The organism is Burkholderia sp. WP9 (assembly GCF_900104795.1).
Taxonomy (GTDB): Bacteria; Pseudomonadota; Gammaproteobacteria; order Burkholderiales; family Burkholderiaceae; genus Paraburkholderia.
The window spans coordinates 2429473-2447235 of the sequence record NZ_FNTG01000001.1; the positions used below are offsets into that span (position 1 = coordinate 2429473).

The following is a 17763-nucleotide window of genomic DNA, read 5'->3' on the forward strand; positions in this document are numbered from 1 at the left end:
CTTCAAATTTCAATCAAGCCGGAGCTTGGCTTCGGCGTAGGCGTACATCGGACGCCACAGCAGGCGGTTGAACAGTGTCACGAACAGGGACATCACGGCGATGCCCACGATGATCTTCGGATAGTCGCCCGCGGCGGTGGACTGCGCGATGTAAGCGCCCAAGCCGTGCGCGGCCACTTTGGTGTCGCCCCACTGCACGAATTCCGCGACGATGCTCGCGTTCCACGCGCCGCCCGACGCGGTGATCGCGCCCGTGACGTAATACGGGAAAATGCCCGGCAGAATCGCCTGACGCCACCACTGCCAGCCGCGGATATGGAAGTTCTTGGCCGCCTCGCGATAGTCGTTCGGATACGAGGTCGCGCCGGCAATCACGTTGAACAGGATATACCACTGGGTGCCGAGCACGATCAGCGGCGACAGCCAGATGTCCGGGTTCAGGTGGAAGCGCACGATCGCGATCACGAACACCGGGAACAGCAGATTGGCCGGGAAGGCGGCGAGAAACTGCGCGAGCGGCTGGATCTTCTCGGCGAGCGCCGGGCGCAAGCCGATCAGCACACCAACCGGCACCCACACGACCGAGGCCAGCGCGATCAGCACCACCACGCGCAAGAGCGTAATGAGTCCGAGCACGAACACGTGCCAGACTTCATCCAGCGAGACGCCGGTGCGCACATACATGAAGACGCGGTACACCACGTAGACGGTGGTGAGCAGCACCAGCGCCGCCCATACGATATCGCCGACGCGCGAGCTTTTCTGCATCTGCGGGATCTGGAAGCGCGGCCCCTGGATGGCCGGCAGCCGCAACGGCACGCGCGCGGCTCGCGCGAACATCCAGCCGAGCGGCACCAGCAGCCGGTGGATCAGGCGGGTGCGGCGAATCAGATCGAGAAGCCACGATTCCGGCGCGTCGCCCGAACTGGTGTTTTCCATGCGGAACTTGTCCGCCCACGCGACGAGCGGCCGGAACAGGAACTGGTCGTACGCGAGAATCACGACCGTCATGGCGAGGATCACCCAGCCGATCGCATGCAGGTTCTTGTCCGAGATCGCCTGCGCCAGATACGCGCCGATGCCCGGCAGCGTGATCGTGCGGTTGCCGACCGTGATCGCTTCGGAGGCCACCACGAAGAACCAGCCGCCCGACATCGACATCATCATGTTCCAGATGAGGCCCGGCATCGAAAACGGCACTTCCAGTTTCCAGAAGCGCTGCCATGAAGTGAGGTGGAAGCCGCGCGACACTTCGTCGAGATCGCGCGGCACCGTGCGCAGCGACTGATAGAAGCTGAACGTCATGTTCCACGCCTGGCTCGTGAAGATCGCGAAAATCGCCGCCAGTTCGGCGCCGAGCACACGGCCGGGAAACAATGCGAGGAAGAAGGTGACCGTAAACGATATGTAGCCGAGCACCGGCACCGACTGCAGGATGTCCAGAATCGGCACCAGCACGAGCCCGGCGCGGCGGCTCTTGGCCGCCAGCGTGCCGTACACCAGCGTGAAGATCAGCGAGGCGACCATGGCCGCCAGCATGCGCAGCGTAGTGCGCATGGCGTACTCAGGCAGATTCGCCGGATCGAGCGAGATGGTCTGAGTCTTGAGCGTCGACATGGGCGCCAAGGTCTCGTGAAAACCGATCGCCGCCATGGCGATCACGCAGATGATCAGCGGGAAGGCGACGAAATCCCAGCGATTGGGCAGCACCCGCCATGCCGACGCATTGGCAGTGCGCTTGAGGTTGAAGCTGAAATCCATCAGATGCCCTCCCCGTCGAGCCAGCAGTTCGCAAACAACAAGGAGGCCGCGGCTTCGGCGCGGCGGTCTGAAGATCGGTCCGGAAAGCGGAAATCAGGCATGGCAAAACGCGTGTGCGCGGTAAATCGTTAGCGTTGGAGACACGTGGACCGGTGAAGGATGTGTCCGTGGACGAGCCGCCCAGGACCGCAACCCTCAAACCCGACTCCTGTCGCCGCGGGCGCCGCCCGTAGGCTGGCGAGCTTTCCTTGTTTTGGACGGCACGACACTACACCATCCTATGTTTCAGGCACAACCTTTCGCGGTAAATCGCGATAAATAACGGGGGACGTGCCGCTATCGTCCTTGAGGGCCGCGCGCGCACGTCAAGCGGCAGGCCGTTCGTCGTCGCGCGCAGGCCACATCTTCAGCCGGGGCAGCGGCGACCCGGATCGCATCGGCGGCCCCCGGAAAACCCGTACTGCCATTAAGAAACCGGCCGGGCCGCCGTTAAGAACCTGATGGGCGCGGTGCGGGTAGTTCGCTTTCCCGCAATAACAATGGCGTCTGGCCCCATGACGGTTAAAATCAGAAGACGACGCCTGCCGTCGATTTATCCCGGGCCACAGCGGCGGCGTTTTGCCGAGCGCTTGCGCAGGGGCGAAACAGCGCCGGCGCGCTGCCACGAATGAGCTAGTTGCATGTCACAGCCAGACGGATCAGAGAGTCGATGAACAGGACAACCTTGCGCCAGGCAACCGGGCCGGTCAGCTTCATGCTGATCGTACTGGTTTGCTGGTTCGTGGCCGGCATGGTCGCGGACCGGATGGTACAGCAAGAGCTGGACGCGGCCCTGCGTGCGCAGCGGCAAATGTCCACGTCGATCGTCGACAACATGGCGGAAGTGATCGCCAGCGACCTCGCGATGTCTCGGGCCATCCCCGCGACCATGGCCGAAATGGACGTGGTCCAGCGCGCTCTGGTGCAATCCCAGAATTATGCCGTGAACGACCAAACGACGGAACCCGCCCTGCGCGCCGCGCTGCTAAAAGACGCGAAGATGACCGCCGTCAGCAACTTCCTGCACGACGCACAAGGTTTCTCCGGACTCGACCAGATCTGGCTCGTCAATTCAAACGGCATCTGCGTCGCCTCCAGCAACTCGATCAACAACCCGTTCGCGGCCGAGCGCTCGTTCGTCGGCACCGACATGCGCGTGCGCGGCTACCTGACGAACGCGCTGCTCGGCGCTTTCTCCGAAGCCTATGGCGTGGGACGCTCGAGCGGCGAGCCCGGCATTTTCATTGCCGCGCCGGCTTATGCGGACGGTCTGCTGGTCGGCGTGGTCGTCGCCAAGGTTGGGATCGCGCGGCTGCGCCACTGGGTCGCGCATGCCGGCACCTTCGTCACCGACGACAACGGCGTCATCATCATGGCGCACAACAGCGCGCTCGAAGGCCGCGCGTTGCCGAACTCACGCGTCGCGCAGATGAGTCCCGCCGAGCGCAAGACCATCTATCTGCGCGACAGCTTCCCCGACATCCAGATCAGGGTGGACGCCCAGGTGCGCGAACAGGCGCCGTGGGTGCCGTCCGCCGTGGCCGGACAACTGTTCGGCATGTCCGAGCGCCCCGTGCCGTCGCTCTATCAGGCGCGCGGCGGCCTGAACTCCGGGCTGTCGGCGCATCTGGTCGATCCGCTCGCGGCCTGGCCGGAACTGCTGCGCAATCACAAGCGCGATCATTTGCTGGTGTTCCTCACGCTGGCCGGCACGGTCGCGCTGGCGTGGGTCATCACGGTGTCGTACGTGCGCGAGCGGCGCCACCATCGCGCGACCCGCGATCTTGCCGAACAATTGCAATCCGCCAACACGCTGCTTTCGGCCGAGGCCCGTCACGACGTGCTGACCGGCGCGCTGTCGCGGCGCTACTTCCTCGACTTGCTGCGTCATGAGATCGAGCGCGCGCACGTGAGCAACGAGCCGTTGTGCATGGCGATCGCCGACCTCGACCACTTCAAGCAGATCAACGACCGCTTCGGCCACGCAGCCGGCGACCGTGCGCTGGAGCATTTCGTCGACACCTGCCGCGCCGAGTTGCGCGGCGCCGATGCGATCGGCCGGCTGGGCGGCGAAGAGTTCGGCCTGCTGTTGCCGGCCACGGATCTGGCCGGCGGACGCGAAGTCGTCGAGCGCCTGCGGCTGCGCCTGAAAGCAATGCCTTCGCCGAAGTTGCCCGCTTCCGTGGGCTTGAGCGTGAGCATCGGCATCACCGAACTCTCGCCCGACGATCTGCCCGAGCGCATCATGAGCCGCGCCGACACGGCCCTCTACGCGGCAAAATCGGGCGGTCGCGACCGCACCGAAGCCTTGCCGCCCGACGACACCGCGCCGCCCGCCCGCACCGTGGCCAACGTCTGGTAACGCGCTCGCCGACGGCCGCCGGCGCCTCGGCCAGTACGCAAGAAACTGACTCAACGCAAGATCCGCCTTCGGGCGTCTCGTAGTGAAGCAGGTATGATCGACCTTGATATCGAGGTTGCCGCTACCGCTCTTACGGAGATTCGCATGAAGGGAAATCTGGTCATCGTCTGTCGCGATCAGGATGCTGACGCGTTCGACCATCTGCTGGCCGAATACGGCGCGTTCCAGACGCGCCTGTCGTCCACCGCGTGGTATCTGAAGCTGGACGTGGCGCCGGAACTGATACAGGAGGAGATCCTGGCGCGGCTCGGCAAATACACCACGCATTACATTTTCGAAGCCGAAACGGTGACGTGGAATACCGTGGATAGCGACGCGGCGAATGCGCTGAATACGTTGTTTTCAGATTAGCGCGCCACCGTCTGGCCGCGCCTGCGAACCTTGCGTTCAAATCGCGGCGCGCGGTGCGGGCGGCTCAAGTTCGAGCCGCGCCGTCAATCGCCAGTCGCCAATCGCCAGTCGCCAGTCGCCATTCACGACCAGGCATTCTCCGAGGTTGCTGCTACCCGCGGCAACACTTCGAACGGAAAGCTCATCAAGACTCGCAAACCACGGCCGCCGTGGTTGCCGATTTCCCATTCCCCGCCCGCACGCCGCACCAAGCGCTCGACAATGGCGAGCCCCAGGCCGCTATGGCCGTTGCCGCCGCGCGCCGGATCGAGCCGCACGAAGGGCCGGCTGGCGTTGATCAGATCCTGCGCCGCGATGCCGCCGCCGTTGTCGCTCACCGACAAGGTGAAGCCTTGCGCAGTACGCGCCGTGGCCACGACGATCGGCGGGGCGCCGTACGCGTGCGCATTGTCGAGCAGGTTCGACAGAATCCGGTCGAGCGTGGCGGCAGGCAACAGGAACGCCGGCCCCGCGTTGAGTTCGGTCTGCACGGTGGGCGCGCCGGACGCCACCGCCCGATAACTGCGCACTACGCGCTCGCACTGTGCGTCCACTTCGACGGGCTCGCTGCGATCGGCGCCGTCGTGCGCAAACACCAGAAACTGGTCGACGATATGCGTCATGGAATCGACGTCGCGCACCACGCCGTCGCGCACCTTTACTTCGTCCATCATCTCGGCGCGCAGCCGCAAACGCGCCAGCGGCGTTTTCAGATCGTGCGCGACACCTGCGAGCATGACAGCGCGGTCGTTCTCCGTGCGCGCCACTTCCTGGACCATCTGATTGAAACCGTGGGTCAGCTGACGCAACTCACGCGGGCCGCGCTCCGGCACCGGCGGCACCGGCAGGCCGCGGCCGAAGCGCGCCACCGCCTGGGCGAGCGAGCGCAAAGGCTGCTGCAGCGCCCACGCGGCGAAGAGCGCCGCCATGACCGCGAACGAGAAAATGATGGCAAGCCACAACACCGTGCGATCGAGCGAGCGCGGCGTGCGCAACGGCTGCACCGGCACCACGATCCAGCTGCGATCGGAGATGGCACGCACCCACAGCGTGGGCGGAAGGCCCGGCACACCGACGCGCACCTGCGTGCCAGACGGCATGCGGTCGCGCACGTCTTCGACGAAACGTTCGAGCGGCGGCGGCATGTCCGCGCTCTCCGGCGGCACTTCCGGGCTCGCCGGATCGACCAGCTTCACGCGTGACGGCAACGGCTGATCCGGTGTTCGGGCGACGTGCTGACGCACCGCGTCGACGAGGAAGGTGGCTTCCTCGACCGCGTAGCGTGTTTGCAGTTGACTGCGCTCGAGGCGCATGAGCGAGTACCACGCGAAATGCGACAGCAGCAGGACCGCGACGACTAGCAGCGCCAGCCGTCCGAACAGCGAATCAATGGGACGGCGCATGCTGTTCGCCGTCGGGCACGAACACGTAGCCGCGGCCGCGCACCGTTTGAATGAAGCGCGGCGTGGACGGGTCGGTTTCGAGAATGCGGCGCAGACGCCAGACCTGCACGTCGATGCCGCGGTCGGTGCCGTCGTATTCCGGACCGTGCAGCAGTTCGAGCAGGCGCTCGCGCGTGAGCGTGCGCATGGGGTGATTGACGAAAATCTTCAGCAGCGCGAATTCGCTGCCCGACAACGTGAGCGGCTTGTCTTCCAGATGCAGCGTGCGCGACTGGAAATCCAGCGTGAAGCGGCCGAAGTTGAACGGCTCGCGCTGTTCCGGCGCCGCCGCCGACGGCAGCGTGCGGCGGCGGCGCAGCACCGCCTGCACGCGCGCCAGCAACTCGCGCGGATTGAACGGCTTGCCGAGGTAGTCGTCCGCGCCGAGCTCCAGACCGACGATGCGATCCACGTCGTCCGCGCGCGCCGTGAGCATGATCACGGGGATGTCGTCGCCCGATGCGCGCAGCTTGCGCAGCGCGGTGAGCCCGTCGACGCCCGGCATCATCAGGTCGAGCACGATCAGATCGGGACGCTCGCGTTCGAGCCTGCGCTCGAGCGAGCCCGCGTCGTGCAGCACCGATACTTCGATGCCCTGACGGGCCAGATAGTCGCGCAGCAGATCGCGCAATTCGACGTCGTCGTCGACAACAAGTATTTGAGTAGCCATGGGATGAAGTTTAACGCGCAGCAGGAAGGGTTTTCGATTTCAGACGGGCCTCAAGGGTTACCGGGTGTTACGGTGAAAGGCATGCGTAATGTGCCGTAACGTCCGCGTCCAGCCACGTAACACAGCCAATCGCGCAGTTCTCTACGCTGTGTCTTACCGAATGCAGGCCGTTCACTTTAACCGGTTGCATCGTCGGCTATTCCATTACAGGGAGTCTCACATGTCCACCAAAAAGATGTCGCGCGTTCTCGCCGTTGCCGCCACCGCTCTCGCCATCGGCGCGGGCGCTGCTTATGCCGCACAACCCGCTGACCATGGCGGGCCCGGCGGCCCCGGCGGTCCCGGCGGCTGGCACGGCCACTTCATGAAGGAACTGACTCAACTGCACGACCAGTTGAAGCTGAACGCGGATCAGGAAAAGCAGTGGCAAGCCGCGCTGGACACCATGAAGCAGAACCACGAGGCCATGCGCGCCAACCATGACCAGATCAAGGACCAGTTCAAGGCCGCGCAGCAGCAGCCGATTCTGGACCTGAACGCCATGGCCGCCGCACACCAGCAGGTCGAGCAGAAAGACACGCAACTGCGTCAGCAAACCACGGACGCGTGGCTCAAGTTCTATAACGGCCTGAACGACCAGCAGAAGACCACCGTCAGCACGGCACTCAAACAGCGCTTTGCGAAGATGGAGTCGCGTCATGAAAAGATGCACGAGCGCTGGGAGCATCGCAAGGGGCCGGCATCGGCGCCTGCGGCCAATCAGTAAGTAGACAGTTCACGGCAGGCAAGCGGCTGGCGCGGCCGCCTGCTCTGCCAGATGCAAAAACGCCACGGAGGTTGCCTTCCGTGGCGTTTCTTTTGTTACACAGCGGGCTCGCAGCGCGCGCGTCGATCGTCCTTTATGCGAAGACGGCCACGCTAGCCGGCAGCTTGCGACTTAGCCGTTCAGCGGCCCAAGATCAAACAGCAGCACTTCGGCGTTATCGCCCTTCTCCAGTGTCACCGTGTCGGTTTCGCTGAGCTTGGCGGCGTCGCCCGTGCGCAGCGCTTCGCCGTTCACCGTCACCGCGCCCCGCGCCACATGCACGTACGCGAGCCGGCCTTTGGGCAGCGCGAAGGTGGCCGTTTCCGCGCCATCGAGCAGCGCCGCGTAAATCGACGCATCCGCGTGAATCGTCACCGAGCCGTCGCGACCGTCGGGCGAAGCGACCACGCGCAGACGGCCGCGCTTGTCGGCGGCGTCGAAGCGCCTTTCCTCGTAGCCCGGCTGGTCGCCCGCGCGTTGCGGAATCACCCAGATCTGCAACAGGTGCGCCGGTTCGTCCTGCGACGCGTTGAACTCGCTGTGCTGCACGCCCGTGCCGGCGCTCATGCGCTGCACGTCGCCGGGACGGATGGTCGAGCCGTTGCCCATGCTGTCGCGGTGGGCCAGCGCCCCTTCGAGCACATACGTGACGATCTCCATGTCGCGATGGCCGTGCGTGCCGAAACCCTGTCCGCCGGCGATGCGGTCTTCGTTGATGACCCGCAGCGGGCCGAAGTGGACGTGCTGGGGATCGCGGTAGTCGGCAAACGAGAAGCTGTGATACGAGTCGAGCCAGCCGTGGTTGGCGTGACCGCGTTCTTCGGAGCGGCGAATCTCGAACATGGAGGAACTCCCGGTGAGTAAATGGCGATGTCGAGAATGTATGGGCAGAGCCTGCGCTAAACAATCGGCGTGAGTGCACCGGATCGTTTCATCAATGAGTGCAATCGGCTCAGTTGGCGGTGGGCGTCGCTGTTTCGTTGTTGCGCAGGGTACGTCATAGCGCGATTGCGAGGCCGAATCTGGGCTGAATTGCGCCACGCGCCCCGCAGACCGCGAGACCCACGCGTCGCGGTTTCGTGGCAAGCACGACCGGTCACGGTCTACAAAGAACAGCAGCGTCGCGCTCGCACAACGTCCGCACCCGCCAGTTCACCGCCGCAGGCGCCCCGCACTGGCGCCCCGTCCCTGTTCGGGTAAAATACCGCGCTTTTCGAGATTGCGTGGGCGCCGAAGGCACGTCAGCGGGCCCGCCACGGCGGACCGTGATGGATGAGCGGCGGGTTCCAGACCCGCGCCAGACTCCATCGCGGCATCAAATGGACGCGGCTCGCCGCGAAGCAGGATCAGCGGGCGGCGCGACAATTTTGACCGCCTAGAATAGCGACGGCCGGCCACGAACCGGCGGTCGTCGAGATCGGAGCACCACGACGATCAGTTTGACCCAGGAGAAACATGAAGAAGCTCGCACTGTGCGTGGCCTTGGCGGTCATGGCCACCGGCGCGATGGCCAAAGAGTGGAAGACCGTGCGAATCGGGGTGGACGCCAGCTATCCGCCGTTCGAATCCATGGCCCCCAACGGCCAGGTGGTCGGCTTCGACGCCGACCTGACCCGCGCCCTGTGCGCGAAGATGAACGTGAAATGCGTGTGGGTCGAACAGGATCTCGACGGCATCATTCCCGCGTTGAAGGGCAGGAAGTTCGACGCGATCGTGTCGTCGCTGACCATCACGGACAAGCGCCGCGAGCAGATCGACTTCTCCGACAAGCTGTTCGACGCCCCCGCCCGCATGATCGCCCGGACAGGTTCACCGCTGCTGCCCACGGCGGCCTCGTTGAAGGGCAAGCGCGTCGGCGTCGAGCAGGGTTCGACGCAGGAAGCGTATGCCAAGGTCTGGTGGGAGCCCAAAGGGGTGACCGTGGTGCCCTACCAGAATCAGGATCAGGTGTACGCCGACCTCGCCTCGGGGCGTCTTGACGCCGCGTTGCAGGACGAAGTACAGGCCGACGCCGGCTTTCTGAAGACGCCGCGCGGCAAAGGCTTCGGCTGGGCCGGCCCCGAAGTGAAGGATCCGAAGACGATCGGCGAAGGCACGGCCATCGGCCTGCGCAAGGACGACGCCGAGCTGAAGGCGATGTTCAACCAGGCGCTGGCGCAGGTTCATCAGGACGGCACGTTCAGGAAGCTCGAGAAGCAGTACTTCGACTTCGACATCTATCCTGGTCATTGAGTCCGGACCGGTGCCCGGACACTGAGCCTGGGCACCGGAAGCAGCACCCACGAAACTCGGGGCACGCCCGCATGGGCTTTCGCGAGGCTTCGTAATACAGTCGGCAGTAGATTCACCCGTAGCTTCACCCCAAGAGTCGAAAAGCGCGCTGCAAGACCGGCAACGGCCATGCAGTCATGATTTGCACAGCGGTGCGCTGTGCGCCGCAGGTCACAGCGAGCCACCAGCTCGCGGCAAACGCGGTGCAGAGTTGGCCGCGTCTTTCGCGGTGTGTCGCAAACGCATCGTCAAGGACCCCCTATGTTCCTTCAAGGCTACGGCCCGCTGCTCCTCAACGGCACCTGGCAAACCGTCAAACTGGCGGTGTTGTCGCTGGCGTTCGCTTTCGTGCTGGGCCTGCTCGGCGCGGCGGCGAAACTGTCGAAAAACCGCATCTCGAACGGCGTAGGCACCGTCTACACCACGCTCGTGCGCGGCGTGCCCGATCTGGTGTTAATGCTGCTGCTGTTCTATAGCATCCAGATCTGGCTGAACAACCTGACCGACCTGCTCGGCTGGGATCAGATCGACATCGATCCGTTCGTGGCCGGCGTCGCCGTGCTCGGCTTCATTTACGGCGCGTACTTCACCGAGACCTTCCGCGGCGCGTTTCTCGCCGTGCCGCGCGGTCAGCTCGAAGCCGGCTCGGCTTACGGCATGACCGGCTGGCAGGTGTTCACCCGCGTGATGTTCCCGCAAATGATGCGCTTCGCGCTGCCCGGCATCGGCAATAACTGGCAGGTGATGGTCAAGGCCACCGCGCTGGTGTCGATCATCGGCCTCGCCGACGTGGTCAAGGCTTCGCAGGACGCGGGCAAGGGCACGCTGCGGTTCTTCTTCTTCACCCTGTTCGCAGGGGCGATCTATCTCGTCATCACCACAGTGTCCAACTTCGTGCTGATGTACCTCGAAAAGCGTTACTCGACCGGCGTGCGAAAGGCGGATCTATGATCGAGATCATTCAGGAATACTGGCGCAATTACCTCTATACCGACGGCTACCGCATCACCGGCGTGGCGATCACGCTGTGGCTGCTGGTGGTGTCGATCGGGCTCGGCTTCTGCCTGTCGATTCCGCTCTCGGTAGCCCGCGTGTCGAAGAAGAAGTGGCTCGCCGGTCTCGTGTGGCTGTATACGTATATCTTCCGCGGCACGCCGCTGTATGTGCAGCTGCTGCTCTGCTACACCGGCTTGTACAGCCTCGAGATCATCCGCAATCACGAGCTCACCAACGCGTTCTTCCGCGACGGCATGCATTGCACGCTGCTCGCTTTCACGCTGAACACCTGCGCGTACACCACCGAGATTTTCGCCGGCGCGATCAAGGCGACGCCGTATGGAGAAATCGAAGCGGCACGCGCTTACGGCATGTCGTCGTTCACGCTGTACCGGCGCGTGATTCTGCCTTCGGCATTGCGCCGCGCGTTGCCGTACTACAGCAACGAAGTGATCCTGATGCTGCATGCCACCACCGTCGCGTTTACCGCGACCGTGCCGGACATCCTCAAGATCGCGCGCGACGTTAACTCCGCAACGTATCAGTCGTTCAATGCGTTCGGTATCGCCGCCCTGCTCTATCTGTGCATTTCGTTCGCGCTCGTGTGGCTGTTCCGCCGCGCCGAGCGCCGCTGGCTCGCTTACCTGCGGCCGCAAGGCAAGTAACCCAAGGCACCGCGCCTCAGTAAGTCAGCACGCCCAAGGATTCAGATGAACACCAAGAAGCAAAAGCTCTTCGTCGATGAGCTTCACAAACAGTACGGCGACAACGAAGTTCTCAAGGGCGTGTCGCTCCGGGCCAATGCCGGCGACGTGATCAGCGTGATCGGCTCGTCGGGTTCGGGCAAGAGCACGATGCTTCGCTGTATCAACTTCCTCGAACAGCCGAACTCCGGCCGCATCTTCGTGGATGGCGAAGAAGTCCGCACGCAGATCGGCAAGAACGGCGCGTTGCGCGTGTCGGACCCGAAGCAGCTGCAACGCGTGCGCACCCGGCTGTCGATGGTGTTCCAGCACTTCAACCTGTGGTCGCACATGAACGTGCTCGAGAACATCATCGAGGCGCCCGTGAACGTGCTGGGACTGAAGCGCAAGGAAGCCGAAGAGCGCGCGCGCGAATACCTCGAAAAGGTCGGGCTCGCGCCGCGCCTCGAAAAACAGTACCCGTCGCATCTGTCGGGCGGCCAGCAGCAGCGCGTGGCGATCGCGCGCGCCTTGGCCATGCATCCGGATGTGATGCTGTTCGACGAACCGACCTCCGCGCTCGACCCCGAACTGGTCGGCGAAGTGCTCAAGGTCATGCAGACGCTCGCCGAAGAAGGCCGCACGATGATCGTCGTCACGCATGAAATGGCGTTCGCGCGCAACGTGTCGAATCACGTGATGTTTCTGCATCAAGGCCGCGTGGAAGAAGAAGGCCATCCCGACGAAGTGTTCAGGAACACGAAGAGCGAACGGCTCAAACAATTCCTCTCCGGCAGCCTCAAATAACGGCGCACGAATAACCCATTATCTGGGCTGTAGTCGAAGTAGTATTACAAGGCGCTTACCGGCGCCTTTTTTGTTTCGGTGACCTGTGCATTCCGGCGTTTTCGGCCACGAAATCCGCCTCCGCCTGCCTCGAACTCCCTCCTTTTCGCCCTACTCTGCCGCATCTAAGGCGTCAATAGTGGCAATCCTTAACGCTACCCGTGCCGAACCGTGATTCCCTTGTCGCATAAGGGTTTTCACGATTTTCGCCGGTGTTGCGACGGGCCGTCCCGCACATTCTTATTGCAATTTGGAGACATCGATCGAGGCAGGTACTAATTTCTTCTCCCAGTGAAGTGTATTTTTGATAAATTAGTAACCAAAGTAGCAAAACAAAGTTCATTAAAAGTAGTTTTACTTCAAAGCACAGAGGAGAACCGGTCGGCGAGGGATCGGCATGACGACCAGATAGCCCCAAGGCTACACGTCACGGCAGGAGACCCAATCCACCCGCTAATCTCCCTGGTACCGATTTCTGTTCGGCGCAACTCGCGGCCGAGCACCATTCGCAGTACTGGGTTTCACTTTTTGACAGGGTATGGAGGAGAAGATGAAGAAAGCTTTGCTCGCCGCTGCGCTGATGACAGCCGGTGTTGTTGCGCACGCCCAAAGCAGCGTGACGCTGTACGGCCGCCTTGACGCCGGTATTGAGTACATGACGGGCGTTCCGCAAGGCGTGGGTGCAAATGGTCAGGCAACTGGCAGCACGAACCGCTGGCGCGCTGAAAGCGGCGACTGGGGTACCAGCCTGTGGGGCTTGAAGGGCGTTGAGGACATCGGTGGCGGCAACAAGGTCCTGTTCCAGTTGGAAGGCTCCTTCAACACCATGACGGGTGCAGGCCCTGGCGGCGGCGGTCTCTTCAATCGTTGGGCAACTGTCGGCCTGTCGAACGACCAGTACGGTACGTTCACGATGGGTCGCATGCTGTACATCTCGAACGGCGTGTGGGACTTCGACCCGTTCGGTCAATCGAACTGGTCGTCGGCATCGCTGGTGCGTGGCCGCAACTGGCCGCAATCGAGCAACAACTTCGCTTACCAGTCGCCGAAGATCGCGGGCTTTGACTTCTACGGTCAATACGCGCTGTCGAACGCAACGAGCTGGAACGGCAACGGCACGACCGCTCAAGGTCGCGAAGCTGGCGCACAAGTCACCTACACGAACTCGCTGTTCCAGGTTCGCGGTATTTACGACGAAATCCGCAATCCGGCTAACGGCACCCTGTACGGCCCGAACGCAAGCGCGGTCAATACGGCCAACATCGGTAACGGCGTGTTCGCAGCATCGCGTGAATACTCGGCTCTCGTGAACGTGTTCCTGGGTCAGTTCAAGATTCAGGCTGCTTACCAGGCTGTTCGTTCGGCAGGTGCACAGAACGTTCTGCCGGGCCAGCCGACCACGCTCGATCACGAATGGGGCGGTGTGACGTGGCAAGCAACGCCGGCAGCGGCGCTGATCGCTGCGGTCTACCACGTGAACGGCAACAATGGCGCGGGCAATGCGACGATCTACACGGTCGGCGGCTCGTACAACCTGTCCAAGCGCACGCTGCTGGACCTCCAGGTTGCAACGACGCAAAACAGCAAGACGGCTAACTACGGCCTGAATGCCAACAACGCAGGTACGGCAACCAGCACGGACAATCCGCTGCCGGGTCACAGCCAGACTGGCGTGTACGCAGGTATTCAACACTCGTTCTAATCGAACGGTGTTCCCCGGAGGAACTTCCTCCGGGGTGTAGTCAAGAATTCTTCAAGAGAATCTTTTTCACGCTGCTGCGAGAGGCGCGTATCGGTGCGATGTCCGAAAGGGTATCGCACCGTTTTTTATTTGAGCGGACGGTTTTGCCTTCTGCCTTGGCGCACCGCTAAGGTGCAGACTCGGCTCACGTCGCGCTTGTGAGCGCAGTGGGTTGATTCCGCCGCGCCCGGTCCCTGCTTCGAGGCGGCGAAGTCAGGCGGCTCTCAAACCGCTGCTTCGTTTTCTTCGCCGGTGCGGATGCGGATCACGCGCTCCACGTCGGCGACAAAAATCTTGCCGTCGCCGATCTTGCCGGTGCGCGCCGCGCCAATGATCGCGTCGATCACCTGATCGCACTGGTTATCCGCCACCACCACTTCGATTTTCACTTTCGGCAGAAAGTCGACCACGTACTCTGCACCACGATAGAGCTCGGTATGGCCTTTCTGCCGGCCGAAACCCTTGACCTCGGTCACCGTCAGCCCGGTGAGGCCGACTTCAGCGAGCGCCTCGCGCACTTCGTCGAGTTTGAACGGTTTGATGACTGCAGTGATGCGCTTCATGGCGGACCTCGTCTCGTGTCTGGAAGAGTGAAAGGGAAATGGATGATTTTTATTCTACGCCGCGCCGGATGCGTTGCGGCAATCCGGCGCGTGGTTTGGTTGAGTCCGCAGCGATCGGCCGAGGGTTCGGCGCGGCTCACTCCACCGGTTCGGTGTAGCGCGACGTGATCGGATAACGCCAGTCGCGCCCGAACGCGCGATGCGTGACGCGAATGCCGATCGGCGCCTGGCGGCGCTTGTACTCGTTGATCTTGATGAGGCGCGTGACGCGTTTCACGTCTTCCACCGCGTAGCCCGCCGCGATGATTTCGGCGAGCGAGCGGTCCTCTTCCATGTACATGCGCATGATCGCGTCGAGGACTTCGTACTCGGGCAAGCTGTCCTGATCGGTCTGGTTCTCGCGCAGTTCCGCCGACGGTGCGCGCGTCAGGATCCGTTCGGGAATGATGTCCTGCTTGCTGAAGGTGGTCGCCTGGTTGCGGTAGTGGCACAGCCGATAAACGAGCGTCTTCGCGATGTCCTTGATGACCGCGAAGCCGCCGGCCATGTCGCCGTAAAGCGTGCAGTAGCCCACCGCCATTTCGCTCTTGTTGCCGGTGGTCAGGACGATCGAGCCGAACTTGTTCGACAGCGCCATCAGCAAGGTGCCGCGAATGCGCGCCTGAATGTTTTCTTCGGTGGCGTCTTCGGCGCGGCCCGCGAATTCCTCCGCGAGCGAGCTGCGGAACGCGTCGAACATCGGCGCGATCGCGATTTCGTCGTAGCGCACGCCGACGCGGCGCGCCATCTCGGCGGCGTCCGTCGTGGAAATGTCCGCCGTGTAGCGCGAGGGCATCATCACCGCGCGCACGCGGTCCGCGCCGAGCGCGTCGCACGCAACGGCCAGCACCAGCGCCGAATCCACGCCGCCCGACAGCCCGATCAGCGCGCCCGGAAAGCCGTTCTTGTTGATGTAGTCGCGCACGCCCATGACGAGCGCCGCATAAACCTGAGCCTCGATCGACAGATCCGGCGCGATCGCCGCGGGCAACGGCTTGCCGTTTTCGAATTCGACGATCGCGGTCGCTTCCTCGAACTGCGCCATCTTGGCGACTAGTTCGCCTTGCGCGTCGAGCACGAACGAGCCGCCGTCGAACACCAGTTCGTCCTGCGCGCCGACCATGTTCACGTAGACCATCGGCAGGCCGGTCTCGCGAATCCGCGCGCGCAGAATGTCGAAACGCACCGCTTCCTTGTTCAGGTGATACGGCGAGCCGTTCGGAATCAGCACGACTTGCGCGCCCGCCGCTTTCGCCATTTGCGCCGCCGACGCATGCCATGCGTCCTCGCAGATCACCACGCCGTACTTCACGCCGTCGAGTTCGAACACGAACGGCTGCGGGTCGGACGCGAAGTAGCGCTTCTCGTCGAACACCTCGGTATTGGGCAAATCCTGCTTGCGATACGTGCCGCGCACTTCGCCATCCACGATCAGCGACGCCGCGTTGAACGTATCGACCGGCGGCACGCCGCGCTCGATCGGCGCGTTTGCATTACCATGGCCGTGCGCCACGTCACGGAAAGGATGGCCGACGATCACATGCAGGCCGGCGAACGGTTTCAGTTGCACAGCGAGGTCGGCCAGCGCCGCCGCGCTCGCGGCATAAAACGCGGGACGCAGCAGCAGATCTTCGGGCGGATAGCCGGAGAGCGCGAGTTCAGGCGCGATCAGCAGCTTCGCACCACCGTTGTGCGCGGTGCGCGCGGCGGCGACAATCTTTTCGACATTGCCGGCGAAGTCGCCGACGGTGACATTGATTTGGGCAAGAGCGATTCGGGTCTTCATGGCAGGATCGACAGGCAAGCCGACGTGGCTTGCGAGTACCGCGGCTGGTTAGCTCGACGGAATGGACAAATCGGATAAACGAACGACGTAGCGCCTGATGCGCCGCGCCGCTCATTGGGAACAGTCACACAGATTGAACCAGGAACGCTTTGATTATCGCACGGGCATTCTGGCGTCGCCCTCCGAGGTGGACGCCGCCGAATGGAATGCCCTCCTCGCCCAGCAGTCGCAGCCCACGCCGTTTTTGCGGCACGAGTTCCTGAGCGCGCTGCATGCGACCCGTTGCGCGGTCGCCGATACCGGCTGGGCGCCGCAATTCGTCACGCTGACGGACCCGCGCACGGACAAGCTGGTGGCCGCCGCGCCGGTGTACCTGAAGGGGCACTCGTACGGCGAGTACGTGTTCGACTGGGCCTGGGCCGACGCCTACAAGCGCAACGGTCTGCCGTATTACCCGAAGCTGCTGTGCGCGGTGCCGTTCACGCCCGTGCAAGGCAACCGGTTGTTATCGGCGGATACGCATGCGCTCAAGCATCTGGCGGCCACGCTGATGGCGTTCGCGGAGCAGGCCGACGTGTCGTCGCTGCATGTGCTGTTTCCCACCGAAACGGAAGCCAATGCGCTCACCGACATGGGCATGATGCAACGCGAAGGCGTGCAGTTTCACTGGCTGAACGACGGCTACCGCGACTTCGACGATTTCCTCTCCACGCTCGAACAGAAGAAGCGCAAGAACATTCGCGCCGAGCGGCGCAAAGTGCAGGAGGCCGGCGTGACGATGCGCCGGATTCGCGGCGAGGACATTCAGGACGCGGACTGGCGTTTCTTCAGCAAGTGCTATCGGCAGACATATCGCGAGCACTTTTCGAGTCCGTATCTGAACCTCGATTTCTTCCGGATGATCGGCGCGTCGATGCCGGAGAATCTGCTGCTCGTGATCGCCGAATACGAAGGCAAGCCGATCGCGAGTTCGCTCGTGGTGTATCAGCGCGACGCGAAAACCGGCGGCACGCTGTATGGCCGCTATTGGGGCGCGCTCGAACACGTGCCGTGCCTGCACTTCGAAACCGCGTACTACCAGCCGCTCGAATTCTGCATCGAGGAAAAGCTCGGCGCGTTTGAAGGCGGCGCGCAGGGTGAACACAAGATGGCGCGCGGTTTCCTGCCCACGGTGACGCGCTCGGCGCACTGGCTCGCCCACCCTGCTTTCGCGGATGCGGTCGGCCACTTTCTCGACAACGAAAAGAACAGCATCCACGCGTATGTGGATGAGCTGCGCGAACACAATCCGTTCAAAGGCTGAAGCGCG

Annotated in this window: 15 protein-coding genes; 9 read left to right on the forward strand and 6 right to left on the reverse strand. The window is 63.2% G+C overall.

Going from position 1 to position 17763, the window contains the following annotated elements:
- Nucleotides 1-9 precede the first annotated feature (9 nt).
- A complete protein-coding gene (locus tag BLW71_RS10835) occupies nucleotides 10-1761 on the reverse strand; it encodes an ABC transporter permease (protein ID WP_091796226.1) in 1752 nt (583 codons plus the stop codon).
- 709 nt (nucleotides 1762-2470) lie between these two features.
- Between BLW71_RS10835 and BLW71_RS10840 the strand changes: the two genes are divergently transcribed.
- Nucleotides 2471-4162, forward strand: coding sequence for a sensor domain-containing diguanylate cyclase (locus BLW71_RS10840; protein ID WP_091796228.1), 1692 nt, complete (start codon nucleotides 2471-2473; stop codon nucleotides 4160-4162).
- Nucleotides 4163-4306: 144 nt separating this feature from the next.
- The gene (locus tag BLW71_RS10845) at nucleotides 4307-4573 is read left to right on the forward strand and encodes a double-stranded DNA-specific endonuclease (protein ID WP_007175813.1); all 267 of its coding nucleotides are present in this window, start codon (nucleotides 4307-4309) and stop codon (nucleotides 4571-4573) included.
- Nucleotides 4574-4695: 122 nt separating this feature from the next.
- Here the strand turns inward: BLW71_RS10845 and BLW71_RS10850 are convergent, their stop codons facing one another.
- Nucleotides 4696-6015 carry an ATP-binding protein gene (locus BLW71_RS10850; protein WP_091796230.1) on the reverse strand — a complete coding sequence of 440 codons (1320 nt, stop codon included), beginning with the start codon at nucleotides 6013-6015 and terminating at the stop codon, nucleotides 4696-4698.
- The gene (locus BLW71_RS10855; RefSeq protein WP_091796232.1) at nucleotides 5999-6724 is read right to left on the reverse strand and encodes a response regulator; all 726 of its coding nucleotides are present in this window, start codon (nucleotides 6722-6724) and stop codon (nucleotides 5999-6001) included. The genes BLW71_RS10850 and BLW71_RS10855 overlap by 17 nt, the downstream gene beginning before the upstream one ends.
- A 220-nt stretch (nucleotides 6725-6944) precedes the next feature.
- Here BLW71_RS10855 and BLW71_RS10860 point away from each other — a divergent pair, with 220 nt between their 5' ends.
- Nucleotides 6945-7490, forward strand: coding sequence for a Spy/CpxP family protein refolding chaperone (locus BLW71_RS10860; RefSeq protein WP_091796234.1), 546 nt, complete (start codon nucleotides 6945-6947; stop codon nucleotides 7488-7490).
- A 171-nt stretch (nucleotides 7491-7661) separates the two neighbouring features.
- On the opposite strand, the gene BLW71_RS10865 is transcribed toward BLW71_RS10860, so the two are convergent.
- A complete protein-coding gene (locus BLW71_RS10865) occupies nucleotides 7662-8372 on the reverse strand; it encodes a pirin family protein (RefSeq protein ID WP_091796236.1) in 711 nt (236 codons plus the stop codon).
- 612 nt (nucleotides 8373-8984) lie between these two features.
- Between BLW71_RS10865 and BLW71_RS10870 the strand changes: the two genes are divergently transcribed.
- From BLW71_RS10870 to BLW71_RS10890, 5 genes are all read left to right on the forward strand, one after another.
- Complete coding sequence (locus BLW71_RS10870; RefSeq protein WP_091796238.1) at nucleotides 8985-9761, forward strand: ABC transporter substrate-binding protein; 777 nt, start codon at nucleotides 8985-8987, stop codon at nucleotides 9759-9761.
- 300 nt (nucleotides 9762-10061) lie between these two features.
- A complete protein-coding gene (locus tag BLW71_RS10875) occupies nucleotides 10062-10751 on the forward strand; it encodes an ABC transporter permease (RefSeq protein WP_091796240.1) in 690 nt (229 codons plus the stop codon).
- Complete coding sequence (locus tag BLW71_RS10880; protein ID WP_091796242.1) at nucleotides 10748-11461, forward strand: ABC transporter permease; 714 nt, start codon at nucleotides 10748-10750, stop codon at nucleotides 11459-11461. The genes BLW71_RS10875 and BLW71_RS10880 overlap by 4 nt, the downstream gene beginning before the upstream one ends.
- A 45-nt stretch (nucleotides 11462-11506) precedes the next feature.
- The gene (locus tag BLW71_RS10885) at nucleotides 11507-12286 is read left to right on the forward strand and encodes an ABC transporter ATP-binding protein (RefSeq protein ID WP_091796244.1); all 780 of its coding nucleotides are present in this window, start codon (nucleotides 11507-11509) and stop codon (nucleotides 12284-12286) included.
- A gap of 589 nt (nucleotides 12287-12875) precedes the next feature.
- Entirely contained in the window at nucleotides 12876-14027 is a 1152-nt protein-coding gene (locus tag BLW71_RS10890) for a porin (protein ID WP_091796245.1), read from the forward strand.
- Nucleotides 14028-14290: 263 nt separating this feature from the next.
- Here BLW71_RS10890 and glnK read toward each other — a convergent pair whose 3' ends face one another.
- Together glnK and BLW71_RS10900 are read right to left on the reverse strand one after the other, a co-directional pair.
- Complete coding sequence (glnK, locus tag BLW71_RS10895) at nucleotides 14291-14629, reverse strand: P-II family nitrogen regulator (RefSeq protein WP_006048444.1); 339 nt, start codon at nucleotides 14627-14629, stop codon at nucleotides 14291-14293.
- Between the two features lie 136 nt (nucleotides 14630-14765).
- Nucleotides 14766-16454, reverse strand: coding sequence for an NAD+ synthase (locus BLW71_RS10900; RefSeq protein WP_091796247.1), 1689 nt, complete (start codon nucleotides 16452-16454; stop codon nucleotides 14766-14768).
- Nucleotides 16455-16587: 133 nt separating this feature from the next.
- On the opposite strand from BLW71_RS10900, the gene BLW71_RS10905 reads away from it, so the two are divergent.
- Complete coding sequence (locus BLW71_RS10905; protein WP_091800703.1) at nucleotides 16588-17757, forward strand: GNAT family N-acetyltransferase; 1170 nt, start codon at nucleotides 16588-16590, stop codon at nucleotides 17755-17757.
- Nucleotides 17758-17763: the final 6 nt, after the last annotated feature.

What these genes read in the sequence shown, in the direction of transcription:
- BLW71_RS10870 (WP_091796238.1), top strand. Translation starts at nt 8,985, where the DNA reads ATGAAGAAGCTCGCACTGTGCGTGGCCTTGGCGGTCATGGCCACCGGC.
- BLW71_RS10865 (WP_091796236.1), bottom strand. Translation starts at nt 8,372, where the DNA reads ATGTTCGAGATTCGCCGCTCCGAAGAACGCGGTCACGCCAACCACGGC.
- BLW71_RS10885 (WP_091796244.1), top strand. Translation starts at nt 11,507, where the DNA reads ATGAACACCAAGAAGCAAAAGCTCTTCGTCGATGAGCTTCACAAACAG.
- BLW71_RS10890 (WP_091796245.1), top strand. Translation starts at nt 12,876, where the DNA reads ATGAAGAAAGCTTTGCTCGCCGCTGCGCTGATGACAGCCGGTGTTGTT.
- BLW71_RS10850 (WP_091796230.1), bottom strand. Translation starts at nt 6,015, where the DNA reads ATGCGCCGTCCCATTGATTCGCTGTTCGGACGGCTGGCGCTGCTAGTC.
- BLW71_RS10875 (WP_091796240.1), top strand. Translation starts at nt 10,062, where the DNA reads ATGTTCCTTCAAGGCTACGGCCCGCTGCTCCTCAACGGCACCTGGCAA.
- BLW71_RS10855 (WP_091796232.1), bottom strand. Translation starts at nt 6,724, where the DNA reads ATGGCTACTCAAATACTTGTTGTCGACGACGACGTCGAATTGCGCGAT.
- BLW71_RS10835 (WP_091796226.1), bottom strand. Translation starts at nt 1,761, where the DNA reads ATGGATTTCAGCTTCAACCTCAAGCGCACTGCCAATGCGTCGGCATGG.
- BLW71_RS10845 (WP_007175813.1), top strand. Translation starts at nt 4,307, where the DNA reads ATGAAGGGAAATCTGGTCATCGTCTGTCGCGATCAGGATGCTGACGCG.
- BLW71_RS10900 (WP_091796247.1), bottom strand. Translation starts at nt 16,454, where the DNA reads ATGAAGACCCGAATCGCTCTTGCCCAAATCAATGTCACCGTCGGCGAC.
- BLW71_RS10880 (WP_091796242.1), top strand. Translation starts at nt 10,748, where the DNA reads ATGATCGAGATCATTCAGGAATACTGGCGCAATTACCTCTATACCGAC.
- BLW71_RS10860 (WP_091796234.1), top strand. Translation starts at nt 6,945, where the DNA reads ATGTCCACCAAAAAGATGTCGCGCGTTCTCGCCGTTGCCGCCACCGCT.
- BLW71_RS10840 (WP_091796228.1), top strand. Translation starts at nt 2,471, where the DNA reads ATGAACAGGACAACCTTGCGCCAGGCAACCGGGCCGGTCAGCTTCATG.
- glnK (WP_006048444.1), bottom strand. Translation starts at nt 14,629, where the DNA reads ATGAAGCGCATCACTGCAGTCATCAAACCGTTCAAACTCGACGAAGTG.